Consider the following 25,219-nt stretch of genomic DNA (forward strand, 5'->3'; position numbering starts at 1 on the left):
ACAGGCGGGTGGAGATCGCGTACCGCGTACCCCCGCCCACCCGCGGCGAACCGCCTACTTGCCCGACTCCACCCGCTTCTTCAGTCCCGCCAGCGCCCGGTCGATGATGACCTTCTCGGCCTTGCGCTTGATCATGCCCAGCATCGGGATCTTGACGTCGACCGTCAGCTGGTACGTGACCTCGGTCGAGCCCGCGCCCGCCGGCTTGAGGAGGTACGAGCCGTCCAGGGAGCGCAGCATCTGGGACTTCACCAGGGTCCAGGAGACCTCGTGCTGACCGGTCCAGGTGTACGCCAGCACCTGGTCGTCCTTGATCGCCCCGGCGTCCATGACCAGCCGGACCTGCTCGGCACGGCCCTGGTCGTCGGTCTTGAGGACCTCCGCCTCCTTCACCTCGCCGGTCCAGTCCGGGTAGCGGGCGAAGTCGGCGATCACCCCCATCACATCGGCCGGTGCCGCCTCGATCGTGATGCTCGAGCTGGTGTGTTCCGCCATCGCCGTGGCTCCTCCAGATGCGGGCCGGTATGAAGTCGTGGTGCGCACGCGTGCGCAGCGTGAAGGCTACCGCGCGTCCGACCGGCCGACTTCACCCCCACCTGCGCCATCGCCGCGAAAGCGCGCACGGCATCCGAATTCGCTCACCATTCCAGCGCCCACGGCTTCCCCGAGCCCGCGAAGTGCCCCACGTTCACGCACTCCGTCGCCCCGATCCGCATCCGCCGCACCAGTGGCTGATGGACATGCCCGAACAGGGAGTAACGAGGACGCGTCCGGCGAATCGCCTCCAGCAGCGCCTTGCTTCCCCGCTCGAAGCGCCGCGCGACCGTGTCGTAGACGAGCTCCGGGACCTCCGGCGGGATGTGCGTGCACAGCACGTCCACCTCCCCCACGGCCTCGATCTTCGCCGCGTACTCCTCGTCACTGATCTCGTACGGCGTGCGCATGGGCGTGCGCAGCCCGCCGCCGACGAAGCCGAAGGTCCAGCCGCCGATCTCGGCCCGCTCCCCGTCCAGCACGGTCGTGCCCGGCCCGGCGTACTCCGGCCACAGAGGCGGCATGTCGACATTGCCGTAGGTGGCGTACGTCGGCGTCGGGAACGCCGCGAAGAGCTCGGCGTACTGCTTGCGCACCGCCTTCTCGATCGCGGCCCGTCGGTCCGAGCCGATCCCGGCCCACAGCTGCGCCCCGAACTCCCGGGCCTCCTCGAAGCGCCGGGCGGTGCGCAGTTCCACGATGCGGTCGGCGTTCGCCACCCCGAACAGGTCGGGGAAGATGCCGCGCGAGTGGTCGGCGTAGTCCAGGAACAGCACCAGGTCGCCCAGGCAGATCAGGGCGTCCGCGCCCTCGCCTGCCCTGGCCAGGTCGCGGGCGTTGCCGTGTACATCGCTGACCACGTGGACGCGCGTCCTGCGGTTTCCCGTCGGTGTCGGTGCCATGGCGATCAAGGGTAGGCGTGTGCGGCATACGTGAACAGTGGCAGCGGAACCGATGGTTACTGGCCAGTCGTCAGACCGCTCGACTACTGTGCGCGCAGAAACACCAATCCGTGTGACGCAGCGAACATCTCGCCGGGCCCCCCTGTCGAAGAAGCCATACCGGCGGGTAACGTCCGGTCGGTCCAGTCGTGCTCTGGATTTCAACATGTGAATTCCCGAGCACTTGCCCGAGCCTTGGACCGCACCGTCGCATCACACAACGTCGTGGCGCCGGCGCCCTATGAGGAGCAGCAGTCTTGCGCGAGTTCAGCCTTCCGGCTTTGTACGAGGTCCCTGCGGACGGCAATCTGACCGACATCGTCCGCAGAAACGCCGCGCAGCACCCGGACGTGGCCGTCATCGCCCGCAAGGTCGGCGGTGCCTGGCAGGACGTCACGGCCACCACCTTCCTCGCCGAGGTGCGCGCGGCCGCCAAGGGGCTCATCGCCGCCGGTGTCCAGCCGGGCGACCGGGTCGGCCTGATGTCCCGCACCCGCTACGAGTGGACCCTGCTCGACTTCGCGATCTGGTCGGCGGGCGCGGTCACCGTGCCGGTGTACGAGACCAGCTCGCCGGAGCAGGTGCAGTGGATACTCGGTGACTCGGGCGCGACCGCCATGATCACGGAGCTGGACGGTCACACGGCCGCCGTCGAGTCGGTGCGCGACCGGCTGCCCGCCCTCAAGCACGTCTGGCAGATCGAGGCCGGTGGCATCGAGGAGCTGGGCCGGCTCGGGCAGGACATCAGCGACGCGGCGGTCGAGGAGCGCAGCTCGCTGGCGAAGGCCGACGACCCGGCGACCATCGTGTACACCTCGGGCACCACCGGCCGCCCCAAGGGCTGTGTGCTGACCCACCGCAGCTTCTTCGCCGAGTGCGGCAACATCGTCGAGCGTCTGCGGCCCCTGTTCCGCACCGGCGAGTGCTCGGTCCTGCTCTTCCTGCCGCTGGCGCACGTCTTCGGACGGCTGGTGCAGGTCGCGCCGATGATGGCGCCGATCAAGCTGGGCAATGTCCCGGACATCAAGAACCTCACCGACGAGCTGGCCGCGTTCCGGCCGACGCTGATCCTGGGCGTGCCGCGCGTCTTCGAGAAGGTCTACAACTCGGCGCGCGCCAAGGCGCAGGCGGACGGCAAGGGCAAGATCTTCGACAAGGCGGCGGACACGGCGATCGCCTACAGCAAGGCGCTGGACACCCCGTCCGGCCCGGCCGTCGGTCTGAAGATCAAGCACAAGGTCTTCGACAAGCTGGTCTACAGCAAGCTGCGCGCGGTGCTCGGCGGCAGGGGTGAGTACGCCATCTCCGGCGGCGCCCCGCTGGGCGAGCGGCTCGGGCACTTCTTCCGCGGCATCGGCTTCACGGTCCTGGAGGGCTACGGCCTGACCGAGTCCTGTGCCGCGACCGCGTTCAACCCCTGGGACCGGCAGAAGATCGGCACGGTCGGTCAGCCGCTGCCGGGTTCCGTGGTGCGGATCGCGGACGACGGGGAGGTGCTGCTGCACGGCGAGCACCTGTTCAAGGAGTACTGGAACAACCCGGGCGCGACCGAGGAGGCGCTGGCCGACGGCTGGTTCCACACCGGTGACATCGGCACCCTCGACGAGGACGGCTACCTCAGGATCACCGGCCGCAAGAAGGAGATCATCGTCACCGCGGGCGGCAAGAACGTCGCCCCGGCCGTGATCGAGGACCGTATCCGGGCGCACGCGCTGGTCGCGGAGTGCATGGTGGTCGGCGACGGGCGGCCGTTCGTGGGCGCGCTGGTCACCATCGACGAGGAGTTCCTGGAGCGCTGGTGCTCCGAGCACGGCAAGCCGGTGGGCTCCACCGCGGCGTCGCTGCGCGAGGACACGGACCTGCTGGCCGCGATCCAGTCGGCGGTCGACGACGGCAACGCCGCGGTGTCGAAGGCGGAATCGGTGCGGAAGTTCCGCATTCTTCCCTCCCAGTTCACGGAGGACTCGGGCCATCTGACGCCGTCGCTGAAGCTCAAGCGCAACGTCGTGGCGAAGGACTACGCGGACGAGATCGAGGCGATCTACCAGAAGTAGTACCGCCCTTCATCAGGCGGTACGACGGCTCATGGCGCGGTGTCCTCCACGAGGACCCGCGCCATGGTGCGTTCGGCGAGCGCGGTGATCGTCACGAACGGGTTCACCCCGATCGACCCGGGCACCAGCGAGCCGTCCGTGACGTACAGCCGCGAATACCCCTTCACCCGGCCGTAGTCGTCGGTCGCCTTCCCCAGCACACAGCCGCCCAGCGGGTGGTACGTGAAGTCGTCGGCGAAGACCTTGTTGGACGAGCCGAACAGGTCGTACCGGTAGATCGTGGCGTTCGCCCGGTTGATCCGGTCGAACAGCTTCTTCGCCATGCCCACCGACACCGCACTCTGCGCGGCACTCCACCCGAGCCGCACCGCACCGCTGCCCGAGTCGTACGAGAACGACGCGCGCTCCGGGTTCTTGGTGATCGCCAGATAGAGGCTGACCCAGTGCTCCAGTCCGGTGGGCAGGGGAGCGATCTCGGCGAAGACGGGGTTGGCCGCGTTGGCCCAGTCGTCGATGCCCATGACCGGCATGGTCGACTGGTTCGCCCCGACCGTGTCCCACAGGTGGTTGGCCCGCCCCAGCATCACGTTGCCGTTGGTTCCCCACCCCGTGCCGACGTTCGCGTCCAGGGCGGGCAGGGTGCCCGACTCCCTTGCGCGGACGAGGAGTTCGGTGGTGCCGACGCTGCCGCCGCCGAGGAAGAGATACGTACAGCCGTACTGCTTGGTCTCCACGACGGTGCCGGTGTCGTCGATCCGGTCGACGGTCAGGACGTACGTCCCGTCGGCGGCCCGGCTGATCGACCTCACCTTCTCCAGGGTGTGGATGGTGACGTTCCCGGTGCCCAGCGCCGAGGCGAGATACGTCTTGTCGAGGCTGCGCTTGCCGTGGTTGTTGCCGTAGATGACCTCGCCGGCGAGCGCGGACCTGGTCGCGGTGCCGGCCGCCTCGCGCTGCATGTACCCGAAGTCGTAGACGTTGGGCACGAACGTGGTCCGCAGGCCGGCGTTGCTCGCGTGCTTGCGGGAGATCCGGGTGAAGCGGTACCACTCGGTCGACTCGAACCACGCGGGATCGACGGTGTTGACGCCGAGCATGGAGCGGGCGCGCGGGAAGTACGTGTCGTACATCTCCGCGGAGTCCACGGTCGGGAACTGCTCGGCGAAGTAGGACCGGAGCGGGGTGACCGCCATGCCGCCGTTGACCAGGGAGCCGCCGCCGACGCCCCGGCCGACGTAGACGGACATGTGGTCGTAGTGGACGCGGTCGAGGACTCCCGGGTACGCGCTGATGTCCTTGTTGACCACGTCCAGCCACAGGAAGGTGGCGAGCGGGGCCTCGGTGCGGGTGCGGAACCACATGGAGCGCCGGTCGGGGGCGCTGGTGGAGCAGAAGACCTTGCCGTCGGGGCCGTTGGTGTTCCACAGGCGGCCCATCTCCAGGACGAGGGTGCGGATGCCGGCCTCGCCGAGGCGGAGGGCGGCTACGGCGCCGCCGTAGCCGGAGCCGATCACGATGGCGGGCGCGTTGTCGACGGCGGCCGGTTCCACGGCGGACGCCGACTTGGGACCGATGCGGGTGAGACCGGAGGCGGCGGCCGTCTGGAGGGCCACCATCCCGAGGATTTGACGTCTTGTCAGCTGACGCTGCATCAGTTTTACTGTCATGTGCGCAGCATGTGCGGATTTTCGCGTTCCGCCTAGAGTGCGCGAACCCCGCTCACAGCAAAGCTTTGAGCTTCTCCGCCAGCAGGTCCCAGCGCCACTTCTCCTCGACCCACTCCCGGCCCCGCTCCCCCATCCTGCGGCGCAGCTCGGCGTCGCCGAGGAGGGCGACGACGCGCTCGGCGGTCTCCTCGGCGGAGCCGCCCCGCACCACCCAGCCGGTCTCCCCGTCGAGCACCGCGTCCGGCGCCCCGCCCGAGTCGCCGGCGACGACCGGCAGCCCGGTCGCCGATGCCTCCAGGTAGACGATGCCGAGGCCCTCGACGTCGAGGCCGCCCCGGCGGGTCCGGCACGGCATCGCGAAGACGTCGCCGGCGCCGAAGTGCGCGGGCAGCTCGGACCAGGGCACGGCGCCGGTGAAGCGGACGGAGCCGGCCACCCGGGTTTCGGCCGCCAGCTTGCGCAGCTCGTTCTCGTACGGCCCGCCGCCGACGATCAGCAGCACGGCCTCCGGCTCGGCGGCCAGAATGCGGGGCATGGCCAGGATCAGCGTGTCCTGCCCCTTGCGCGGCACCAGCCGGGACACGCACACGATCACCGGCCGGTCGGTCAGCCCGAGCCGCGCCCGCACCTCGTCACCGCCCGACTCCGGATGGAACGTCTTCTCGTCGACCCCCGGCGGCAGCTGCACCATCCGCGAGGCCGCGTCCGGCGTCAGCGCGGTCGCGATCCGCGAGCGCGTGTACTCGCCGAGGTAGGTGATCGTGTCCGTCGTCTCCCCGATCCGCCCCAGCAGCTGCCGGGCCGCGGGCAGCTGGGCCCACCCGGCTTCGTGACCGTGGGTCGTGGCCACGAGCCGCTCGGCGCCCGCCTTCCGCAGCGCGGGGGCCATCAGGCCGAGCGGGGCCGCCGCCCCGAACCACACCGACGTACAGCCGTGCTCGCGCAACAGCCCGACCGCCCGCCGGGTCGCCCCGGGCGTCGGCAGCAGCATCGTCGTACGGTCCCGTACGACCGTGAAGGGCTGCTCGGCGTCGAAGGCGGCCGTGGCCTCGACACCCTCGCGGCCCCGCTTCCAGGTGGAGGCGTAGACGACCAGCCGCTCCGGGTCGAGCCGCAGCGCCATGTTGTGCAGAAACGCCTGGATGCCGCCGGGACGGGGCGGGAAGTCGTTGGTCACGATCAGGGTCTTGTGCATCGCCGCCGACCTTACCGAAGCCGCTGTCCACAGCCGGGGCCCGGCCACGCCTGTGGCCCGCACACAGCCGGACACGACATCATGTTCCATTCAAGGCGGGAAGCGAACGGCAGGGGATCCAGTGGAGACGACGGACACGCGGCGGTCCTTGGCGTGGCTTCTGGGCGTCTGGACTCTGACCAGGGTGGTCCTGCTGCTGTTCGTGTTCAAGGTGTACGTCTTCCCCGGGCCGGACGTGACCAGCGACGTGTCGGTGATCTACCAGGGCTGGTACGACGTACTGCGCACCGGAACGTTCCCGCTGGACGACGTCACCTGGCAGTACCCGCCCGCCGCGGCACTGCCGATCCTCTCCCCCGCGCTGGTGTTCTGGCTGGACTACCCGTCCGCCTTCTTCGTCCTGGCCTTCACCGCCGACCTGGCGGTCCTGCTGCTCCTGCTGTACGCGGGCCTGCGCACCGGCCGCACCCTGCGCGGGGCCTGGGTGTGGGTGGCGGGCGTACCGCTGCTCGGACCGACCGTGTACGCGCGCTACGACGTGATGGTCACCGCCGTCGCCGTGGCCGCGCTGCTCGCCGGCACCCGGCGCCCCCGGCTGATGGGCACGCTGGCGGCCTTCGGCGCGATGCTCAAGGTGTGGCCGGTACTGCTGCTACTCGCGGCCCGCGGACGCGCCGCCTGGGGCTGGGCCGCGCTGACCGCCGGCGCCCTGTCCGCGGCGTTCGCCCTCGCCATGCCCGGCGCCTTCGCCTTCCTGACCTTCCAGCGGGACCGGGGCACCGAGGTGGAGTCGCTGGGCGCGCTGGTCTTCCATGTGGCCCGGCAGTACGGCTGGGACGGCCAGGTGCTCCTGAACTACGGCTCGGTGGAGTTCCTCGGCCCGTACGTCGACGTCGTCAGCACGGCCGCCCTCGCGCTGAGCGGGCTCGCCTTCGGCTGGCTGCTGCTGTGGCGGCTGAGGGCGCGGCGGTTCGAGGCGCCCACGCTCGCGGACGCGGCCTTCGTGGCGGTGCTGATGTTCACGACGACGAGCCGGGTGATCAGCCCGCAGTACATGGTGTGGCTGGTCGGCCTCGCGGCCGTGTGCCTGTGCTTCCGGGAGAGCCGTATGAGGATCCCCGTGGCCCTGGTCCTCGCGGCATCGCTGATGACGGTCCTGGAGTTCCCGGTGTGGTTCTCCCACGTCGTCGCCAGCGACGCCCTCGGCGTCACCCTGCTGCTCCTGCGCAACGGCCTGCTGGTCGTCGCCACCCTCCTCGCGGCCCGCGAACTGTGGCGCGCGACGGCGATCCGAGCGACCCCCGCCCCCGTACCGGCTCAGCCCACCCGCGCCAAGGAAACGTCCCTGCCCTCCTGACGCCGGACCCGCCGAACCGCTGCGAGCACCGCCCTGTACGGCCGTACCGAGCACGGTCACCCTGAGCAGCACCGGCGCTCCCCCGCTCCCCTCGAAGACCCCGCCCAGCGCGATGAAGCACCCCATCAACAGCAGATACGGCCCGACACCGCGCAGAAACAGCACACCGCCGTGGGCCACGGCGGGCCCCGCGCCGAACGCGGCCATGATCCACGGGGCGGCGGCACCCAGCACAACGGCCGCCACGAGCCCGGCGCTGCCCGCCAACAGCAAGGGGCTCGATCAGCCGAGCTGAGCCGGCAGATACTCCCGCCACTCCTGTGTGAAGTCCTCCAGCGAAGTCCCCAGTACGTCCTTCAGCGCGGCCTCGACCGCGCCCGCCCTGCGGTCGTGGGCGCCCACGGCACGGTAGAACTCGGCGAGTCTGACCTCGCCCCAGCGGTTCGCGATCATGCGGCAGGCCATCCAGCCGCCCTCGTAGGCCTGGGCCAGCCTGGTGGTGTCGCCCGTGAAGCCGAAGTCGGCGTCGGTCGGGAGGCTCTCGGGTGTGCGGCCTTCGGACACCGCGCGGCGCAGCTCGGGGGCGGCCTGGGAGGGCGAGCGGCCGCTGCCGAGGTAGCCGACCCAGTCGGCGTAGCCCTCGGAGAGCCACAGCGGGGTGGCGGGGGTGGTGTGGGCGCGGGTGGCGACGTGGGTGGTCTCGTGGGTGAGGACCACCTGCTTGCCGGGGTCGCCGAGGACGCCGTACGCCTCGGGGTTGAGGATGATCCGGTCCGCGGGGGCGCCCGCGGGGGCGCCGGTCTCGCCGGTGGTGACCGCGGCGATCCCGCGGTAGGAGGACGCGGGCGCGCCGAGCAGCCCCGCCATGGCGGTCAGCGACCTCGGTACGAGGACGACGACATGCCGGGCCCAGTCGGGGCCCCACGCCTGGGCCACGGCCGGCACCGCGTGGTCGGCCAGCTCCACGTACGACCGCAGCTGGGCGGTGGACTGCCCGACGCCCATGACGAGGCTGTCGTCGCCGCGCTGGACGCTCACCTCGCCCTGGTCCCACAGCTGCTGGGCGGAGCCCTTCGCGGGGCGCTCCGACTCGACGTACCAGTGGCCCGCCGCGTCCAGCCCGAGGCGCAGGGTGCGGCCGGCCCGGACGGGAGATCGGTCGTAGCCCTGGACGCGATAGCGGAGTTCGGCGTCGGCGAGGGCGGTGCCGCCGGTGCGGCGCAGGCCGGTCAGCCGGTACGACCAGTCGGCGAGGGGCACCGCGCGCAGATTGCCGAACCGGTCCCGCGCGCCCGTGCGCAGATACGCCGCCTCGTCGTGGTCGAGAATCGCCGCGGCCCGCCGGTCGAGCAGGCTCTGTACGTCGGCCTTGGCGCCGTCGGTCGTGGGCCGCCCGCCGCAGCCCACCAGAGAGATGAGCAGCAGACAGAGCGCCACCACGACTCGCGTTCCCGACGCCCGCCCTCGACCAGCCACTTTCCGATCGTACGGCGGCTCGGGCGCGAAGGTCAGACCCTGGTGACCGTCGCCCCGGGGATCATGCCCACCGGGTCGTAGCGCACGGGTGCGCCGGGGTAGGGCGCGTGGATCACCTGGCCGTTGCCCATGTACATCCCGACATGGCTGGCGTCGGAGCGGTAGGTGACGACGTCGCCGGGCTGGGCCTCGGAGAGCGGGACCTGCCGGCCCGCGTACCGCTGGCCCTGCGAGGTGCGCGGCAGGGAGACTCCGGCCTGGGCGTACGACCACTGGATCAGGCCCGAACAGTCGAAGCCGGAGGGCCCGTTGGCGCCCCAGATGTACGGCCGGCCCAGCGCGGACTGCGCGGCGGCGACGGCCGCTGCCGCGCGGCCCGAGGCCGGGATGCCGCTCCCGAAGCCCTCGAAGCCCGGCATGTCGGCGCGACCGGAGCGGGAGGCGCGGTCGTAGGCGGCGCGGTCGCTGTCGGTGAGGGAGTTGAGGAGCATGCGGGCCTCGGCGAGCTTGCGCTCCACGGTCCGCTTGTGGGCGGCGACGGCCTTGCGGCTCTTCTCCAGCTCCAGGAGCTTGCCGGCCGCCTCGCCGCGCTCCTGGGCGAGTTCGCGCATGGCGCCCTGGAGCTTCCTGAGCTGGCCGGCCTGGTGCGCGCTGATCCGGGCGAGCGCGGCGGCCTTGTCGAGGTAGTCCTCGGGGTCGTCGGAGAGCAGCAGGGCGAGCGAGGGGTCGAGGCCGCCGGAGCGGTACTGGGCGCCGGCCAGCGAACCGAGCACGTCCCGCATGGAGTTGATGTCCTCCTGCTGCCGGGCGATCCGGTCCTGCGCCCTGCCGACCTGCTCACGGAGCTTGTCGGCACGCTCGTCGGCCTGGTTGTAGGCCTCGGTGGCCTTCTCGGCCTCCTCGTAGAGGCGGTCCACCTTGGCCCGGGTGTCGTCCTGTGGCGCGGCCGTGGCCGGTGTGACCCCGAGGGCCGCGGCGGCGGCCGACATGACGCAGAGCGCTGCGTTGGCGCCCCGGTCGAATCCGGGCGATGCAAGGCGACGATGGGACCCCACGGGAAGCCGCACTCCTTCCGCTGGCGGACAGGGACTTTCCCCGGCAGCCGAAACACCGGCGACGGGGAAACGCGGCAGACAGTAGCTCCGTGCGGGGGCGGCGACCAACGACCGCGCCGGGCACGCAAAGTGACGCCCCGCCTCTGACGCAGGTCATGGGCGGGGCGTGGGGTCAGTCGGCGGTGCCGTAATTCGCTCGTTCGGGCGGCACTCTGTGTTGATCTTGCGGGCGCGAGGCCTGGGTCAGATGCGGACGCCGAACTGGAACGGCATGTTGTTGATCGACTCGTAGCGGACGACCGTGCCGGTGCGCGGGGCGTGGATGATCTGGCCGTTGCCCGCGTAGAGGCCGACGTGGTGCAGGTCGCCGTAGAAGAGGACCAGGTCGCCGACCTTGAGCTCGCTCATCGACAGGTGCGTACCGGCGTTGGCCTGGGCCTGCGAGGTGCGCGGGATGGAGACGCCGGCCTGGGCGTACGCCCAGGAGGTCAGGCCCGAGCAGTCGTAGGAGGCGGTGCCGGTGGCGCCGTAGACGTAGGGCTTGCCGAGCTGGCTCTGGGCGGCCTGGAAGGCGGCCATGGCGCGGCCGGAGGCGGAGCCGGTGTTGCCGAGGTCGACGCGGTCGGCGGAGGAGCGGCTGGCGCGGGCCTCCTGGGCGGCCAGGGCGGCCTTCTCGGCGGCCGTCAGGCTGTTGAGGAGCTTCTGCGCCTCGGCGAGCTTGGCCTGGACTTCCTTCTTCTTCTTGCCCAGTTCGGTGCGGGTGGAGGAGAGGTCCTTGAGCTTCTCGGCGGCCTCGGCTCGCTGCTGGGCGAGCTCGCGCTGCTTCTCCTGGACCTTCTTCAGCGAGTCGACCTGCTGAGCGCTCAGCTGGTCCATCGTGGAGGCCTTGTCCAGGTAGTCGTCCGGGTCGGACGACAGGAACAGCTGGATCGAGGAGTCGATGCTGCCCGTGCGGTACTGGGAGGCGGCCGCGAGGCCCATCGAGTCACGCAGCTCGTTCAGGTCTTCCTGACCGCGGGCCACGTTGTCCTGGATGGTGGAGATCTCCTTCTGGAGCTTCTCCTGCTTCTCCTTGGCACCGTTGTACTTCTCGGTGGCCTGCTCGGCCTGCTCGTAGAGCTTGTCGACCTTGGCCTGGACCTCGTCCTTGCTCGGCTTCTCGCTGGGGGCCGCGTTGGCCGCCTGCGAACTGATGGCCACGGCAGCAGCCGCCGCGGTGGTCAGCACGGTCACGCGTGCTCGGCTCGGCTGCTTGGGTCGACGGTGGGACGCCACTGAGGTGAAACCCTTCTTGTGAGTGATCACCCGCTCGGAGGTTCGACGCCAGACCCTAGTGACCCGGTTGTGATCAGATCAAATCCTCACACGAAAAATCTCGTCACACACATCATTCTTTACACACAACTCACATGCGGTGACGCGAGCTTGACGCTACGTTGCGTGACGACCGGGCCAATTCGGGCATTGCGCCTGTACGTTGGCGTTTTCAGGACAGTCGCTTGAGAAGCACCGCAGAAGCCACCGGCCGTGCTCCGGCCCGCGCCACCCCGTCGGCGACCTCACGGTCGGTCGAGGCGACGATGACCGGACGGCCCGGCGGCTCGGCGCGCACCAGCTGGCGGATCAACTCGTCCGCGGTCACACCCGGCTTGGAGAACAGCACCCGCACCCCGCGCGGCGGCGCCAGCAGCACCGGCGCGGCCAGCTCGGCCCCGTCGAAGACACAGGTCACCTCGGCGCCGGTCTGCGCGGCGAGCTGGGAGAGCTGGCCGAGCAGCCTGAGGCGCTGCTTCTCCAGCGGCATCTGGGGATAGCCGGTCTTGGTGACGTTGTAGCCGTCGACCACCAAGTGCGCCTGCGGCAGGGCGAGGAGCTGGTCGAGGATCGCGGGGTCGTTCTCGGACAGCGCTCGGGCGGCGATGTCCTTCGGGGTCATTCGTCCCGGTTCGACCGCGTCCACGGTCTCGGCGGGCCGCACGGAGACCGGCGGCAACGCCAGCTCCCGGCGCAGCCCTTGAGCGGCGTCCAAGAGGGTGTCCAGGAGCAGTCGTACGCGCATGTCCTCGACGCTGCGCCCCTCGCGTGCCGCTCTGCGCGTGGCCTCCACGGCCGCCTCGGCCTCTCCGAGCCGCGCCTTGAGCCGCCGGGTCTCGCTCTCGGCCGCGGAGAGCTGGGTCTGCCCCTCGGCGCGCACGCTCTCGATCTCGGCCTGGATCTTGCGCAGGGCGGCCTCGCCGCGCTTGACGTCACTGACGGCGGAGCGCAGCTTTCGGTGAAGCGATTCGGCTTCCTTCTTGGCCGAGTCCAGCTCGGTGCGCAGCCGCTCGGTCTCGTGCCGGGTGTGCTCGCGGGCCTGGGCGAGCTCCTCGCGCAGCCGCTCCAGCTCGGCCCGGGTCTCCTCGTCGGCCCGCTCGGCGTCGGCTCGCTGGGCCTCCTCGCCGGCCGCGGTGACCAGCTTGACCCAGCCGGTGGGCCGCAGAACATAGGCCGCGGCCGCCACGTCGAGCGGATCCGCGGCCGGGGGCGCCGAACCTGAGTCGAGGGCGCCGGTGAGCTCCGGCTGGGCCTCTCTGAGCTTCTCGCCGATACGCTGGCGGAACAGCGGATCGGTCTCCAGCGCGGCGGCCATCGCGTTGCCGGCGAACTTGGCCCGCCGGTTCGGCGCGAATCTGGCGTACTGCCGAAGCTGCGCGGGCAGTTCGCCGACGGTCAGGCCGCCGAAGCCGTCGGACACGATCTGTACGACCTTGCGCCGCACACCGTCGGGCAGCGGACGGTCGAGCACCTCGGCGGCGCCGTCGCCCGGCCCCCCGCCTTGTGTCTCCACCATCCCTCACACCCCAATATCTGTGCGGGGCCCTCCACCCTCTCGACTTCGCTCGAGCGGGGGACCCCCATCGTCAGGAGCCGGCGCCCGGCCTGTCCACGAGTTCCACCTTGTCGACCGCGTTGCACCAGCGGCAGCGCACCGATTCGATCGTCTCACTGAGCACCTCGCGCTCCTCGATCTTGGGCTCACCGGCCAGATCGAGGTGCATGTACTCCACCACCTTGGACGAGCGCGTCACATCGAAACGCGTGAGGTTGCCGCAGAGGGTGCAACGCCACCGCGTCGTGGCGGTCGGCAGGGGAACCGTCATCGTGACTGCGCTCTTTTCTTCCAGGCCTTCTATTGTCGGTGACGCGCCGTGCCCGGTGCGTGTGGCTCGTAACCCTACGGCCTGGCGGGTACTCGTCGCCCGTCCGTACCCGGCGGCGAGGCGGTCTGTGCGGCTGCGTCCCGTTACGTCATGCTCTGTATTCATGATCGGCAACTGGCGCGTGGCGCGTTTCGGAGCTCGGTTCGGCAGAGCGGGCCGGTCGGTCCGTTCCGCCCTCAGCTCCTCGGCGCCGGTGACGTACGGGCTGATCGGCCTGTGCTGCCTGTTGTTCCTGGTGGGACCGGCGGCGGGGCTCAATCCGGGGTACGGCTCGGGCGAGGGGCTGCTGGCCGCGCAGCGGGCCTACTTCCACCGCTGGGGCGTGGTGCCCGAGGAGCTGTTCCAGGGCTCGCCCCGGGCCGCCCTCACTCCCGCGACGGCCCTCTTCGTGCACGGCAGCTGGGTGCACCTGCTCGGCAACATGCTCTTCCTTTATGTGTTCGGCGTGATGACCGAGGAACGGATGGGCCGCGTCCAGTTCACCCTCTTCTACCTGGGCTGCGGCTATCTGGCCCTGCTGGGCTACGCCGCCGCCAACGACGACTCCACCCAGTCCCTGGTCGGCGCGTCGGGGGCGATCTCGGCTGTCCTCGGCGCTCTTCTGTTCCTCTTCCCCGGAGCGCGGGTGACAAGCCTGCTGCCGTTCCTGCTGTTCCTGCCGCTGCGCTTCCCGGCCTGGGTCGTGCTGCCCTTCTGGGTGGCCCTCCAGTGGGTGGCGGCGGGGCGGGCTGCCCAGGGGCCGGGGGTGGCGTATCTGGCGCATCTGGTGGGCTTCGGGCTGGGCTTCGGCTACGCGTGGGCCCGGTTCGGGCGGCCGACTAGAGTGAAACCCGCCCCAGCTCCGGCCCCCGAGGGAGAGAACCAGCCGTGATCACCGCGATCGTCCTGATCAAGACCAGCGTGGACCGGATCCCCGAGATCGCGGAACGGATCGCTTCGCTGGAGAGCGTGACCGAGGTCTTCTCCGTCACCGGCACCTACGACCTGATCGCGATGGTGCGCGTGAAGGAGCACGAGGACCTGGCCGAGGTCATCCCCGGACGGATCAGCAAGATCCCCGGCGTCGAGGCGACGGACACCCACGTGGCGTTCCGTACGTACTCCCAGCACGACATCGAGGCCGCCTTCGCCATCGGCCTGGACAGCTGAGCCCGGTGGTGCCGGGTCCGACGGGCCCGCGCCGCACCCCACACGGCCGTACGGCGGATCCTGATCGACCGCGGCGACTCCGGTACGTCCGCCGGGGGGCGCCTGGGCGCTCCAGACCATCGGCGCCCGGACGCCGCTCGGCTTCGAGCTCCCGTACGGCGGCCGCGAGCTGACGCGGGTCCGGCCCGGACCCGAGGCGCGGGAGGCGGAGCTGCCCGTCGTCTGCAACCCGTACGACGTGCTGTGACACCGACCTGAAGCCCGCCTCGCCCGCGCCGCCTTGCCGGGGCCCGGCTAGCGGCTCACGCGGAGGTGTCCGGTACGCAACGGCCGTCCTCGGTGCGGTAGTTCCACCGGGCGCCGTCCGTGACGAGCTCCTTCACGGCGTTCACGAACCGCTCGACGTGCTCGTCGGGCGTACCGGCCCCGAAGCTCACCCGGATGGCGTTGAGGGACTTCTCGCCCGGCGCGGCCTCGGGGGCGCCGCACTCGCCCTGGGCCTGCGGGTCGCTGCCCAGCAGCGTCCGCACCAGCGGGTGGGCGCAGAACAGCCCGTCCCGCACCCCGATGCCGTACTCGGCGGAGAGGGCGGCGGCGAAGTGGGAGCTGTTCCAGCCCTCGACGACGAAGGAGAGGACGCCGACGCGGGGGGCGTCGTCGCCGAACAGGGAGAGGATCCTGACCTCGGGAACCTCGGCGAGACCCGCGCTCACCTTCTCGATCAGGTACTGCTCGCGGGCGACCAGGCTGTCGAAGCCGGCCTCGGTGAGGGCCTTGCAGGCGGAGGCGATGGAGTAGGCGCCGATGACGTTCGGGGAGCCGGCCTCGTGGCGGGCGGCGCTGTCGTGCCAGTCGACGTCCACTCCCCCGTCCTCACGCCGGGTGACCTTGCGGCTGGCACCGCCGCCCGCGAGGTACGGCTCCGCCTCGCGCAGCCAGTCGGCGCGGCCGGCGAGGACTCCGGAGCCGAAGGGGGCGTACAGCTTGTGCCCGGAGAAGGCGACCCAGTCGACATCCAGGTCACGGACGCTCACCGGGTGGTGCGGGGCGAGCTGGGCGGCGTCGAGCACGATCCGGGCGCCGTGGGCGTGCGCGGCCGCCGCCAGCTCCCGTACGGGCCACAGCTCGCCGGTGACGTTCGAGGCGCCGGTGACACAGACCAGGGCCGGCCCGTAGGGGTCACGGTCGGCGAGGGCGCGCTCCAGGGTCTCGACGGCCTGGCGGGCGGTGCGGGGCGCGTTGAGGTAGGTGACGCGGGCGTCCCGCCAGGGCAGCAGAGAGGCGTGGTGCTCGGTCTCGAAGACGAAGACCTGGCAGTCGGCGGGGAGGGCGGCGGCGAGGAGGTTGAGCGAGTCGGTGGTGGACCGGGTGAAGACCAGCTGGTCGTCGTCGCGGCAGTCCAGGAACTCGGCGACCGTCCTGCGGGCGTTCTCGAACAGGTCGGTGGAGAGCTGGGAGAGGTACCCGGCACCTCGGTGGACGCTGCCGTAGTACGGCGCGTAGGCGGCGACGTCGTCCCAGACGTGCTGGAGGGCGGGGGCGCTGGCGGCGTAGTCGAGCGCGGCGTACGTGACCTCGCCGCCCGTGACGAGCGGGACGGTGACATCACTTCCCAGAACCGGCAAAGGGGCACAAATGTTCTGGACGGAGGCAGCGGTGGAGACAGACATGGGGGGACTCCCGTGAGATGAGAGAAGAAAGTGAAGGAGGGTGTGCGGAGGCGGGGCTCGGCGGCCCTATCGCATTCGCTTGCTCACGAGAGACTCCTCGACGACCAGGACCCCTGGCTCGCGAGGGGTCCGCGCTTGCCGTAGACCTCACTGCCTACGGCCTGGTCTTCACCCGGGGCACCCCGCCACGGACGGAGGGTTGCCGGACAGTCGGCCGGGGCCTCATGACTGTCACTCATGACCTGGTACAGGAACGTACGTTAGATGATCGTCGCCCCGCAACCCGTGTCCGGATCGCGGGACGACATCCGGTGAACGCTACGCGTTGCTCGCGGACACCCATCGGTCGAGCGTCCGCTTCGCCTCGCCCGAGTCGATCGACTCCGCCGCCTTCGCCATTCCGGCGCGAATCTGCTCGGTGAGCGGGGCGTCCGTGGGGTTCAGCGCCACCAGGGCGGCGGCCGCGTTGAGCACTACGGCATCCCGTACGGGCCCCGTCTCGCCGTTCAGCAGGCGCAGCGCCACATCGGCGTTGTACGAGGCGTCCGCGCCCCGCAGCGCCTCCACCGGCACCAGCTCGATGCCGACGTCGCGCGGGTCGAAGGTCTCCTCGGTGACCTTGCCGTCACGTACGACCCACACCCGGGAGGTGGCCGTGGTGGTGAGCTCGTCGAGGCCGTCGTCGCCGCGGAACACCAGCGAGGAGTTGCCGCGCTCGGCGAAGACGCCCGCGACGATCGGCGCCATGCGCGGGTCCGCCACGCCGACCGCCTGCGCCTTCACCTTCGCCGGGTTGGTCAGCGGACCGAGCACGTTGAAGGTCGTCCGGATGCCCAACTGGCCGCGCGCCGCCGCCACATGCCGCAGCGCGGGATGGAACTTCACCGCGAAGCAGAAGGTGATCCCGGCCTCCTCGGCGACCTCGGCCACCCGCGGCGTGGACAGCTCCAGGTTGACGCCGAGCTTCTCCAGGACATCGGAGGCGCCCGACGCCGACGACGCCGCCCGGTTGCCGTGCTTGACGACCTTCGCGCCCGTGCCGGCGATGACGATCGCCGACATGGTGGAGATGTTGACGGTCTTCGCGCCGTCGCCGCCGGTGCCGACGATGTCGACGGTCCGGCCCGGCACCTCGATCACGTTGGCGTGCTCGTACATCGTCCGGACGAGCCCGGTGATCTCCTCCACCGTCTCGCCCTTGGCCCGCAGTGCCACGACGAAGCCGGCGATCTGCGCGTCCGTCGCCTCGCCGCGCATGATGAGGTCCATCGCCCACGCGGTGTCGTCGGCGGCCAGGTCGGAGCCGTTCAGCAGGCCGTTCAGCAACAGGGGCCAGGAGCGGCCCGCCGCGGTGTTGCCTCCAGCGGGGGTCACAGCGCTCATAAGCCGCTCCAGGGTCAGGTGTCCCGCACTACGGGACATGAGTCTCAACGAGGTCCACCCTATCCAGCCACGGGGCACGGAGAAGGGCCCCGTCCGTACAACGGACGGGGCCCTCAACCGTGGCGTGGCAGGCGATCAGTGGTGGCCGTGGCCGCTCGTGATCTCCTTGTACTCCTCGACGGTCGGCTTGGGGATCTGGCCGTCCTCGCCGAAGTACGACTTGCTGAGCTTGGCGCGCAGCTTCTCGGAGCCCTTCACCTTGCGCTCGACGCCGTTCTCGTCGACCGTCGGGCCGATCTCGGCCGGCTTGTACTGCTCGTGCGCGGTGAGCGTGTACAGCGCGTCCTGGCTGAGCGGCTCGTGGATCTCGATGAACTCACCGTGCGGCAGGCGCTTGATGATGCCCGACTCGCGGCCGTGCAGCACCTTGTCCTTGTCCCGGCGCTGCAGGCCGAGGCAGATCCGCTTGGTGATGATGAACGCGATGACCGGTCCGGCGAAGAACCCGATCCGGACGAACCAGGTGACCGCGTTGATCGACAGGTGGAAGTGGGTGGCCCACAGGTCGTTGCCACCGCCGACCAGGCCGATCATGTACACCGTGACCCAGGCGACGCCGAACGCGGTACGCGTCGGGGCGTTGCGCGGGCGGTCCAGGATGTGGTGCTCGCGCTTGTCGCCGGTGACCCAGGACTCGATGAACGGGTAGACCGCGATCGCCATCAGCACCAGGCCGAAGAGCACCAGCGGGATGAACACACCCAGGACGAGCGTGTGACCCCAGAAGTTGACCTCCCAGCCCGGCATGTACCGGACCAGACCCTCGGCGAAGCCCATGTACCAGTCGGGCTGGGCGCCCGTGGACACCTGGTCCGGCCGATAGGGGCCCATGGCCCAGATCGGGTTGATCTGCGCGACCGCCGCGATCACCGCGATGACACCGAAGACCAGGAAGAAGAAGCCTCCGGCCTTGGCCATGTAGACCGGCAGCAGCGGCATGCCGACGACGTTCTTGTTGGTCTTTCCGGGGCCCGCGAACTGCGTGTGCTTGTGGTAGAAGACCAGGATCAGGTGGCCGACCACCAGACCGAGCATGATGCCCGGCAGCAGCAGGATGTGGATCGAGTAGAAGCGGGCCACGAAGTCGACGCCCGGGAACTCGCCGCCGAAGAGGAAGAACGAGATGTACGTGCCGACGATCGGCATGGACAGGATCGCGCCCTCGGTGAAGCGGACACCGGTGCCGGAGAGCAGGTCGTCCGGGAGCGAGTAGCCGGTGAAACCGGTGAACATGCCCAGGACGAACAGCAGGAAGCCGAACAGCCAGTTGATCTCACGCGGCTTGCGGAACGCGCCCGTGAAGAACACGCGCATCATGTGCACGAACATGCCGGCGAGGAAGATCAGCGCCGCCCAGTGGTGGATCTGCCGGATGAGCAGACCACCACGCACGTCGAAGGAGATGTGCAGCGTCGAGCTGAACGCCTCCGACATGAGTTGTCCCTGCAGCGGGACGTAGCTGCCGTGGTACTCCACCTCGTTCATCGACGGGTGGAAGAACAGCGTCAGGTACACACCCGTGAGGATGATGATGATGAAGCTGTAGAGGCAGACCTCGCCCAACATGAACGACCAGTGGTCGGGGAAGATCTTGCGCATGTTGGTCTTGGCCAGGGAGTAGATCCCCAGCCGGCCGTCCGCCCAGTCGGCGACGCGCTCGCCGGCCGGTGCCTTCCCGCGCGAGCGGGACTCAGTGGTCTCTGTGGTGCTCATCCGCGCTCCCAGAATGCAGGACCGACGGGCTCATCGAAGTCGCCGAGCGCCTCGAGGTAGCCCTCGTCGTTCACGCCGATCCGCAGCTGCGGCAGGGCGTGACCAGCGGGACCGAAGATCACTCGGGCACCGTCGGAGAGGTCGAAGGTGGACTGGTGGCAGGGGCAGAGCACGTGGTGCGTCTGCTGCTCGTACAGGGAGATCGGGCAACCGACGTGGGTGCAGATCTTCGAGTACGCGACGATGCCCTGGTAGGACCAGTCGAGCTCTTGCTTGTCCTTGATGTCGTCGGGCTGGAGCCGGACGATCATCAGGGCGGCCTTGGCGATCTCGTTCTGGAAGTCGTGGTCGTGCTCCTCCAGGCCCTCCGGCTTGGCGAAGGTGAGGGAGCCGACCGCGACGTCCGAGGGACGCAGCGGCTCGTTGGTGTTCATGTTGACGAGCAGCTTGCCCTTGGACCACAGCGTGTGGCGCAGCTTGGTCCCGGGCAGCGGGCCGAGGTCACGCAGCAGGACGACGCCGGAGAGCGGGAACAGGGCCAGCGCGCCGAACATCGTGTTGCGGATCAGCTTGCGGCGACCCAGCGCGGACTCCTTGGCGCCCTGCTTGAAGTCGGCCATGACCTTGGCCTTGACCTCGGGCTCCGCCGCGATCGCGTGCCGGTCGTCCGCGACCTCCACGTCGGACATCAGGGTGCGGGCCCAGTGGACCGCGCCCGCGCCGATGCAGAACAGCGCCGCGCCGAGGGTCAGACCCAGCGCGAAGTTCAGCGCGTTGAGGTGACCGACCGGGAAGACGAAGATCGACTTGTCGTGCGGGATCGCGACGTACGAGGCGATGAAGCCGACGGTGGCCAGCATCGACACCGTGAACAGCAGGGCGACCGCGCGCTCGGACCGCCTGGCGGCCCGCTCGTCGATGTCCTGGATCCGGTGCTCGTGGGGCGGCAGGCCGGGGTCGGCGAAGGGGTGCTTCTCGTCGGCTACCGCTACGCGGGCGTCCTGCTCAGCGGGCAGGTTCTCTTCTGGAATGTCTTGGCTACTCATGACTTCTTGGCCTTTGCGGTCCGAGCGGCGACCCAGATGGCGACCGCGATCAGAGCGCCGAGACCGAAGACCCAGGCGAAGAGGCCCTCGGTGACCGGCCCGAGGCCGCCCAGCTCCAGACCACCCGGGTTGACCGTCTCGTCGCTGTTGACCGCGTGCAGGTACGCGATGATGTCCTTCTTGTTCTGCTCCGACAGCGTGGTGTCGGGGAAGGACGGCATGTTCTGCGGGCCGGTCTGCATGGCCTCGTAGATGTGCTTGGGGTCGACGCCCTCGAGGCTCGGTGCGTACTTGCCCTTCGTCAGCGCGCCGCCCTTGCCGGTGAAGTTGTGGCACTGGGCGCAGTTGTTGCGGAAGAGCTCGCCGCCCTTGCCGATGTCCGCGCCCTCGGGGCCGTACTGCTCCTCGGTCGGGACGGACGGACCGGCACCCAGCGAGGCGATGTACGCGGCGAGCTGGTCGATCTCGGCCTGCGAGTAGATGTTCTTCTTCGCCGGGACCTGGGCGCCCTGGGAGGTGGCGGCCGGCATACGGCCGGTCGAGACCTGGAAATCGACGGCGGCGGCGCCGACGCCCACCAGGCTCGGACCGTCGGAGGTGCCCTGACCACCGGTTCCGTGGCAGCTGGCGCAGCCGACGGTGTAGAGCTTCTTGCCCTCTTCAATCGTGAGGGACTGGGCGGTTTCCTCGGCCTGCGCCTTGCCCGTGGGTGCGAACAAGGCATACACCCCCCCTGTGCACGCCAGGGCGAGGAGTAGGACGACGACCGCCGCCAGCGGATGGCGTCGTCGTGCGGAGAGCTTTTTCACGGATTACCCCGGTGTCAGGATCTTCTGCGTCGATGCTTCTGGGATGTGCGTTTTGGGAACGCGCGCGGGATCGGCCCGGCTACTTGATCATGTAGATCGTGGCGAAGAGGCCGATCCAGACGACATCGACGAAGTGCCAGTAGTAGGACACGACGATCGCGGCGGTCGCCTGCTCGTGCGTGAACCTCTTCGCCGCATATGTGCGGCCGAGGACCAGCAGGAAGGCGATGAGTCCGCCCGTCACGTGCAGGCCGTGGAAGCCGGTGGTCAGGTAGAAGACCGAGCCGTACGGGTCGGAGGAGAGCGAGAGCCCGTCCTTCTTGACCAGCTCGGTGTACTCGAACACCTGACCGCCGATGAAGATCGCACCCATGATGAAGGTGACGATGAACCAGCCCCGGAGCTTCTTCACGTCACCGCGCTCGGCGGCGAAGACGCCGAGCTGGCAGGTGAGAGAGGAGAGCACCAGGATCGTGGTGTTCGTCGCCGAGAACGGGAAGTTCAAGGCCTCGGCCTTCTCACTCCAGAACTCGGGACCCGTCACCGATCGCAGGGTGAAGTACATCGCGAAGAGGGCCGCGAAGAACATCAGCTCGGAACTCAACCAGATGATGGTTCCGACGCTGGTGAGGTTCGGCCGGTTGACCGACGGGTGCGCGTGCCCGGTTTCTACTGTCGTTGCTGTCGCCACGACCGACATTATGTCGGTCGCTTATCCCGCCCTCACTCCGGGGGGTGCCGTTCGGAGTGTCTTGGCCGTTCATACCGGTGTTGACGTGGTGTTCAAGGGAGTAGCATCCGGCCCAACGGGCCTGTCCTTACGACGCCGACGTCACGGAGGAACAATGCAGCCGACCGCCACGGTGCTGGTCTACAGCGACGACTCCAACACCCGCGAGCAGGTGAGGTTGGCCACCGGGCGCCGGCCCGCTCCGGATGTGCCGGTGGTGCAGTTCCTGGAGTGTGCGACGCCTGCCGCTGTCATCAAGGAGCTGGACAAGGGCGGGATCGACGTCTGTGTGCTGGACGGTGAGGCCGTGCCCATGGGAGGCATGGGGGTCTGCCGGCAGATCAAGGACGAGGTGTTCAACTGCCCGCCGGTGCTGTTGCTCATCGGGCGGCCGCAGGACGCGTGGCTGGCCACCTGGAGCCGGGCCGAGGCGGCTGTGACGCTGCCTGTGGAGCCGGTGGAGTTCGCGGCGGCGCTCGCCTCTCTGCTGCGGACGAAGAGGCTTCAGAGCGCCTGAGAGTTGGGCGTTCCGCAGGTGGTTCGGCGGCTTGCGGGTCGTGGGGGCATTGAACACACCCCGCGCCCCCGGGCCGCTCAGACCGCCCTTGGCCTCAGCCGAGCCGCCTCTTCCGGTCGTGGTCCGTCCGGCGTGCCGGCCACCAGGGCGCTGCCGCCCCGCCACTTCGACCAGTTGAGGTTCCAGTCGCCGAAGCCGTTGCCGAAGGGGGCCATGGTGTCGCCGTTGGAGTTCACCACCTGCACGATGTCCCCCTCGCTGATGGTGTCGTAGAACCACGCGGCGTTGGCGGAGCTCATGCCGGTGCAGCCGTGGCTGACGTTGGCGTAGCCCTGGGAGCCGGCCGACCAGGGGGCGGCATGGACGTACTCGCCGCTGTTGGTGACCCTGACGGAGTCGTGCACGATCAGGTCGTAGAAGTCCGAGGAACCTATGCTGGCGCTGGTCATGCGAACGGTACCTTCTTTGGCCAGTACGACCTTGACGCCGTTGCGGGTGTCGTAACCGGGCTTGCCGGTGGTGACCGGGATCTCCCTGATGACCTCGCCGTTCTTGGACACGGTCATCACGTGCGCCGCGGCGTCGGTGACGGCGATGACCTGGTCGCCGGTGGTGAGGGTCAAGGGTTTGGCCTTGCCGCCCCAGACGCGGTCGCTGATCTTGATGCCCTCCAGGTTGCTGCGGGCCTGGATGGTCGCTCCGGCGGGCCAGTACTCCTTGGGGCGGTAGTGGAGTTCCTTGTCGTCCACCCAGTGCCAGGCGCCGTCCACGGCCGGTATGGAGTCGACCCTGAGGGCCCGCTCGACTATTGCGCGCTGGTTCTTGGTCTTGACCGGTCGGCTCAGTTCGGCCGTGACGGGCTGGCCGACGCCGTACTTGCCCGCCTTGGGGCCGAACTTCACCGTCAGGTGCTTCTTGGATGTCGGCTTGCTGGTGTCGAAGGTGAGGACCTTGCGGCCGGGGGCCCCGTCCTCGTCCTCGGTGCTCACGCGCACCGTGTAACGGGCGTTGGCGGCGAGCGGAGAGGTGCTGTGCCACCGGGTGCCGTCGGCGGAGAGTTCGCCCGCGACATAGCGTCCTGCGGCATCCCTGGCGGTGACGTCCGTGATGCGGCCGTCGGAGTCCGCCGCGGTGACCTCCAGGGGCTTGTCGGGGTCGGCCTTCTCGCCGTCTCCCGGGCCGTTGAAGGCGATCTGGCCCGCCGCGTCGTACGGCTCGGCGGACAGCGGGTTGCCGTCGCTGCTGCAGCCGGCGGCGCTGGCGCCGAGTGCGATCAGCAGGAGCGTGCAGCCTATGACGGTGCTCGTGGGCGTTGGTTTGCTCATGGCTTCACGCTAGGAAGCAGCGTAAATGGCGGCGCGCCGGGTAACCCGTACGGGTGACACCGATTACTGCAAAAGCGGGAGCCCGGACACTCCTGACGGAGTGTCCGGGCTCCTGTGAGCTCAGCTCGTGTTACTGGGTGCGGTTCTCACCGCGGTAGTACTCGAAGACCCAGCCCCAGATGCCGACCAGGATCAGCGGCGCCGAGAAGTACATCAGCCACCAGCCGATCGCGATCGACAGGAAGGCGAGGGCGCCTCCGATCGCGAGGGAGAGCGGCTGCCAGCTGTGCGGGCTGAAGAACCCGACCTCGCCGGCGTCGTCCGCGACGTCCGCTTCCTTGTTGTCCTGTGCGCCCGCGTCGACCCGCCGGGCGGTGAAGCCCAGGTAGAAGCCGATCATGATGCACAGAGCGAAGGCCAGGAAGAGGGCCGTGGTACCGGCCGGCTCCTTCGACCAGACGCCGTAGACGACCGCCATGGCGAGGATGAAGACGCTCAGCCAGGTGAACATCGTGCCCTGAGTCTTCACTTGCCGACCTCCTTGCCACCAGCCAGAGCCTTGTCACCGTGAGGCGCGTTCTCGAGCTGGTCGAGCGCCGCGATCTCAGGGTGATGCAGGTCGAACGCCGGGGATTCGGAACGGATCCGCGGCAGAGTGAGGAAGTTGTGCCGCGGCGGCGGGCAGGACGTGGCCCACTCCAGCGAGCGGCCGTAGCCCCACGGGTCGTCGACCTCGATCTTCTTGCCGTACTTCGCGGTCTTCCACACGTTGTAGAAGAAGGGCAGCAGCGACGCGCCGAGCACGAACGAGCTGATCGTCGAGATCGTGTTCAGAGCGGTGAAGCCGTCGGCCGCGAGGTAGTCGGCGTAACGACGCGGCATGCCCTCGGCGCCCAGCCAGTGCTGGACCAGGAAGGTGCCGTGGAAGCCGACGAACAGCGTCCAGAAGGTCATCTTGCCGAGCCGCTCGTCGAGCATCTTGCCGGTCATCTTCGGCCACCAGAAGTGGAAGCCGGAGAACATCGCGAAGACGACGGTGCCGAAGACGACGTAGTGGAAGTGCGCCACCACGAAGTACGAGTCGGACACGTGGAAGTCCATCGGCGGCGAGGCCAGGATGACACCGGTCAGACCACCGAACGTGAAGGTGATCAGGAAGCCGGTCGCCCAGAGCATCGGTGTCTCGAAGGACAACGAGCCCTTCCACATCGTTCCGATCCAGTTGAAGAACTTCACGCCGGTTGGTACGGCGATGAGGAACGTCATGAAGGAGAAGAACGGCAGCAGGACGCCTCCGGTGACGTACATGTGGTGCGCCCACACCGTCACGGACAGACC

At 69.4% G+C, this 25,219-nt stretch carries 23 protein-coding genes, 1 pseudogene and 1 riboswitch; of the genes and pseudogenes, 5 read left to right on the forward strand and 19 right to left on the reverse strand.

The genetic code is table 11. The features are described from left to right. Positions 1 to 54: 54 nt before the first annotated feature. Positions 55 to 495, reverse strand: coding sequence for an SRPBCC family protein (locus ACZ7NC_RS31805; RefSeq protein WP_471493061.1), 441 nt, complete (start codon positions 493 to 495; stop codon positions 55 to 57). Positions 496 to 638: 143 nt separating this feature from the next. Next, a complete protein-coding gene (locus ACZ7NC_RS31810; protein ID WP_471493063.1) occupies positions 639 to 1,436 on the reverse strand; it encodes a metallophosphoesterase family protein in 798 nt (265 codons plus the stop codon). 296 nt (positions 1,437 to 1,732) lie between these two features. Here ACZ7NC_RS31810 and ACZ7NC_RS31815 point away from each other — a divergent pair, with 296 nt between their 5' ends. Then, positions 1,733 to 3,529: an AMP-dependent synthetase/ligase gene (locus tag ACZ7NC_RS31815; RefSeq protein ID WP_471493065.1), complete on the forward strand. Its 1,797-nt coding sequence runs from the start codon at positions 1,733 to 1,735 to the stop codon at positions 3,527 to 3,529. 29 nt (positions 3,530 to 3,558) lie between these two features. Here ACZ7NC_RS31815 and ACZ7NC_RS31820 read toward each other — a convergent pair whose 3' ends face one another. Together ACZ7NC_RS31820 and ACZ7NC_RS31825 are read right to left on the reverse strand one after the other, a co-directional pair. Beyond that, on the reverse strand, positions 3,559 to 5,196 hold the full coding sequence (locus tag ACZ7NC_RS31820; RefSeq protein WP_471493067.1) for a GMC oxidoreductase: 1,638 nt from the start codon (positions 5,194 to 5,196) through the stop codon (positions 3,559 to 3,561). Between the two features lie 52 nt (positions 5,197 to 5,248). After that, positions 5,249 to 6,391, reverse strand: coding sequence for a glycosyltransferase family 4 protein (locus tag ACZ7NC_RS31825; protein ID WP_471493069.1), 1,143 nt, complete (start codon positions 6,389 to 6,391; stop codon positions 5,249 to 5,251). Between the two features lie 121 nt (positions 6,392 to 6,512). On the opposite strand from ACZ7NC_RS31825, the gene ACZ7NC_RS31830 reads away from it, so the two are divergent. Then, a complete protein-coding gene (locus ACZ7NC_RS31830) occupies positions 6,513 to 7,748 on the forward strand; it encodes a glycosyltransferase 87 family protein (protein WP_471493071.1) in 1,236 nt (411 codons plus the stop codon). Positions 7,749 to 7,781: 33 nt separating this feature from the next. On the opposite strand, the pseudogene ACZ7NC_RS31835 reads toward ACZ7NC_RS31830, so the two are convergent. The 6 genes and pseudogenes from ACZ7NC_RS31835 to ACZ7NC_RS31860 all read right to left on the reverse strand — a co-directional run. After that, positions 7,782 to 8,009, reverse strand: a pseudogene (locus ACZ7NC_RS31835) (MATE family efflux transporter); the annotation flags it as partial. 21 nt (positions 8,010 to 8,030) lie between these two features. After that, complete coding sequence (locus ACZ7NC_RS31840) at positions 8,031 to 9,224, reverse strand: hypothetical protein (protein ID WP_471493073.1); 1,194 nt, start codon at positions 9,222 to 9,224, stop codon at positions 8,031 to 8,033. A gap of 32 nt (positions 9,225 to 9,256) precedes the next feature. Further along, complete coding sequence (locus ACZ7NC_RS31845) at positions 9,257 to 10,279, reverse strand: C40 family peptidase (protein ID WP_471493075.1); 1,023 nt, start codon at positions 10,277 to 10,279, stop codon at positions 9,257 to 9,259. A 243-nt stretch (positions 10,280 to 10,522) separates the two neighbouring features. Next, a complete protein-coding gene (locus ACZ7NC_RS31850; RefSeq protein WP_471493104.1) occupies positions 10,523 to 11,554 on the reverse strand; it encodes a C40 family peptidase in 1,032 nt (343 codons plus the stop codon). Positions 11,555 to 11,765: 211 nt separating this feature from the next. Beyond that, the gene (locus tag ACZ7NC_RS31855) at positions 11,766 to 13,109 is read right to left on the reverse strand and encodes an NYN domain-containing protein (RefSeq protein ID WP_471493077.1); all 1,344 of its coding nucleotides are present in this window, start codon (positions 13,107 to 13,109) and stop codon (positions 11,766 to 11,768) included. 70 nt (positions 13,110 to 13,179) lie between these two features. Then, the gene (locus tag ACZ7NC_RS31860; protein ID WP_471493079.1) at positions 13,180 to 13,419 is read right to left on the reverse strand and encodes a hypothetical protein; all 240 of its coding nucleotides are present in this window, start codon (positions 13,417 to 13,419) and stop codon (positions 13,180 to 13,182) included. A gap of 163 nt (positions 13,420 to 13,582) precedes the next feature. On the opposite strand from ACZ7NC_RS31860, the gene ACZ7NC_RS31865 reads away from it, so the two are divergent. Together ACZ7NC_RS31865 and ACZ7NC_RS31870 are read left to right on the forward strand one after the other, a co-directional pair. Next, positions 13,583 to 14,350, forward strand: coding sequence for a rhomboid family intramembrane serine protease (locus tag ACZ7NC_RS31865; protein ID WP_471493082.1), 768 nt, complete (start codon positions 13,583 to 13,585; stop codon positions 14,348 to 14,350). Next, positions 14,347 to 14,628, forward strand: a complete 282-nt coding sequence (locus ACZ7NC_RS31870; protein ID WP_190070406.1) for an Lrp/AsnC family transcriptional regulator — start codon at positions 14,347 to 14,349, stop codon at positions 14,626 to 14,628. Before ACZ7NC_RS31865 ends, ACZ7NC_RS31870 begins: the two co-directional genes overlap by 4 nt. 302 nt (positions 14,629 to 14,930) lie before the next feature. On the opposite strand, the gene ACZ7NC_RS31875 is transcribed toward ACZ7NC_RS31870, so the two are convergent. The 6 genes from ACZ7NC_RS31875 to ctaE all read right to left on the reverse strand — a co-directional run bounded on the left by ACZ7NC_RS31875 (position 14,931) and on the right by ctaE (position 22,009). Next, on the reverse strand, positions 14,931 to 16,298 hold the full coding sequence (locus ACZ7NC_RS31875) for an aminotransferase class V-fold PLP-dependent enzyme (RefSeq protein WP_471493084.1): 1,368 nt from the start codon (positions 16,296 to 16,298) through the stop codon (positions 14,931 to 14,933). A gap of 126 nt (positions 16,299 to 16,424) precedes the next feature. After that, positions 16,425 to 16,541, reverse strand: a riboswitch (SAM riboswitch). A 75-nt stretch (positions 16,542 to 16,616) separates the two neighbouring features. Beyond that, on the reverse strand, positions 16,617 to 17,681 hold the full coding sequence (gene trpD / locus ACZ7NC_RS31880) for an anthranilate phosphoribosyltransferase (RefSeq protein ID WP_471493086.1): 1,065 nt from the start codon (positions 17,679 to 17,681) through the stop codon (positions 16,617 to 16,619). A gap of 135 nt (positions 17,682 to 17,816) precedes the next feature. Beyond that, positions 17,817 to 19,454 carry a cytochrome bc1 complex cytochrome b subunit gene (qcrB, locus tag ACZ7NC_RS31885; protein WP_471493088.1) on the reverse strand — a complete coding sequence of 546 codons (1,638 nt, stop codon included), beginning with the start codon at positions 19,452 to 19,454 and terminating at the stop codon, positions 17,817 to 17,819. Beyond that, positions 19,451 to 20,500 (reverse strand): cytochrome bc1 complex Rieske iron-sulfur subunit, encoded by a 1,050-nt coding sequence (gene qcrA / locus ACZ7NC_RS31890; RefSeq protein WP_471493090.1) that lies wholly within the window; start codon positions 20,498 to 20,500, stop codon positions 19,451 to 19,453. The genes qcrB and qcrA overlap by 4 nt, the downstream gene beginning before the upstream one ends. Continuing rightward, complete coding sequence (qcrC, locus tag ACZ7NC_RS31895; protein WP_471493092.1) at positions 20,497 to 21,309, reverse strand: cytochrome bc1 complex diheme cytochrome c subunit; 813 nt, start codon at positions 21,307 to 21,309, stop codon at positions 20,497 to 20,499. Before qcrC ends, qcrA begins: the two co-directional genes overlap by 4 nt. Positions 21,310 to 21,388: 79 nt before the next feature. Then, a complete protein-coding gene (gene ctaE, locus ACZ7NC_RS31900) occupies positions 21,389 to 22,009 on the reverse strand; it encodes an aa3-type cytochrome oxidase subunit III (RefSeq protein WP_471493094.1) in 621 nt (206 codons plus the stop codon). Positions 22,010 to 22,154: 145 nt separating this feature from the next. Here ctaE and ACZ7NC_RS31905 point away from each other — a divergent pair, with 145 nt between their 5' ends. Further along, positions 22,155 to 22,556, forward strand: coding sequence for a response regulator (locus ACZ7NC_RS31905; protein ID WP_471493096.1), 402 nt, complete (start codon positions 22,155 to 22,157; stop codon positions 22,554 to 22,556). Between the two features lie 77 nt (positions 22,557 to 22,633). Here the strand turns inward: ACZ7NC_RS31905 and ACZ7NC_RS31910 are convergent, their stop codons facing one another. The 3 genes from ACZ7NC_RS31910 to ACZ7NC_RS31920 all read right to left on the reverse strand — a co-directional run. Further along, the gene (locus tag ACZ7NC_RS31910) at positions 22,634 to 23,881 is read right to left on the reverse strand and encodes a L,D-transpeptidase (protein ID WP_471493098.1); all 1,248 of its coding nucleotides are present in this window, start codon (positions 23,879 to 23,881) and stop codon (positions 22,634 to 22,636) included. Between the two features lie 130 nt (positions 23,882 to 24,011). Beyond that, positions 24,012 to 24,410: a cytochrome c oxidase subunit 4 gene (locus ACZ7NC_RS31915; RefSeq protein WP_471493100.1), complete on the reverse strand. Its 399-nt coding sequence runs from the start codon at positions 24,408 to 24,410 to the stop codon at positions 24,012 to 24,014. After that, positions 24,407 to 25,219: cytochrome c oxidase subunit I (locus tag ACZ7NC_RS31920; protein ID WP_471493102.1), on the reverse strand; the 813-nt coding region annotated here is incomplete at its 5' end. The genes ACZ7NC_RS31915 and ACZ7NC_RS31920, both read right to left, overlap by 4 nt.

Source organism: Streptomyces sp. NPDC111802 (assembly GCF_055634335.1).

Excerpts from the sequence above, each read along its gene's own strand:
- qcrA (WP_471493090.1), bottom strand. The coding sequence starts at position 20,500 with ATGAGTAGCCAAGACATTCCAGAAGAGAACCTGCCCGCTGAGCAGGAC.
- ACZ7NC_RS31910 (WP_471493098.1), bottom strand. The coding sequence starts at position 23,881 with ATGAGCAAACCAACGCCCACGAGCACCGTCATAGGCTGCACGCTCCTG.
- ACZ7NC_RS31820 (WP_471493067.1), bottom strand. The coding sequence starts at position 5,196 with ATGACAGTAAAACTGATGCAGCGTCAGCTGACAAGACGTCAAATCCTC.
- ctaE (WP_471493094.1), bottom strand. The coding sequence starts at position 22,009 with ATGTCGGTCGTGGCGACAGCAACGACAGTAGAAACCGGGCACGCGCAC.
- qcrB (WP_471493088.1), bottom strand. The coding sequence starts at position 19,454 with ATGAGCACCACAGAGACCACTGAGTCCCGCTCGCGCGGGAAGGCACCG.
- ACZ7NC_RS31855 (WP_471493077.1), bottom strand. The coding sequence starts at position 13,109 with ATGGTGGAGACACAAGGCGGGGGGCCGGGCGACGGCGCCGCCGAGGTG.
- ACZ7NC_RS31860 (WP_471493079.1), bottom strand. The coding sequence starts at position 13,419 with ATGACGGTTCCCCTGCCGACCGCCACGACGCGGTGGCGTTGCACCCTC.
- ACZ7NC_RS31825 (WP_471493069.1), bottom strand. The coding sequence starts at position 6,391 with ATGCACAAGACCCTGATCGTGACCAACGACTTCCCGCCCCGTCCCGGC.
- ACZ7NC_RS31805 (WP_471493061.1), bottom strand. The coding sequence starts at position 495 with ATGGCGGAACACACCAGCTCGAGCATCACGATCGAGGCGGCACCGGCC.
- ACZ7NC_RS31865 (WP_471493082.1), top strand. The coding sequence starts at position 13,583 with ATGATCGGCAACTGGCGCGTGGCGCGTTTCGGAGCTCGGTTCGGCAGA.
- ACZ7NC_RS31905 (WP_471493096.1), top strand. The coding sequence starts at position 22,155 with ATGCAGCCGACCGCCACGGTGCTGGTCTACAGCGACGACTCCAACACC.
- ACZ7NC_RS31810 (WP_471493063.1), bottom strand. The coding sequence starts at position 1,436 with ATGGCACCGACACCGACGGGAAACCGCAGGACGCGCGTCCACGTGGTC.
- ACZ7NC_RS31875 (WP_471493084.1), bottom strand. The coding sequence starts at position 16,298 with ATGTCTGTCTCCACCGCTGCCTCCGTCCAGAACATTTGTGCCCCTTTG.
- trpD (WP_471493086.1), bottom strand. The coding sequence starts at position 17,681 with ATGAGCGCTGTGACCCCCGCTGGAGGCAACACCGCGGCGGGCCGCTCC.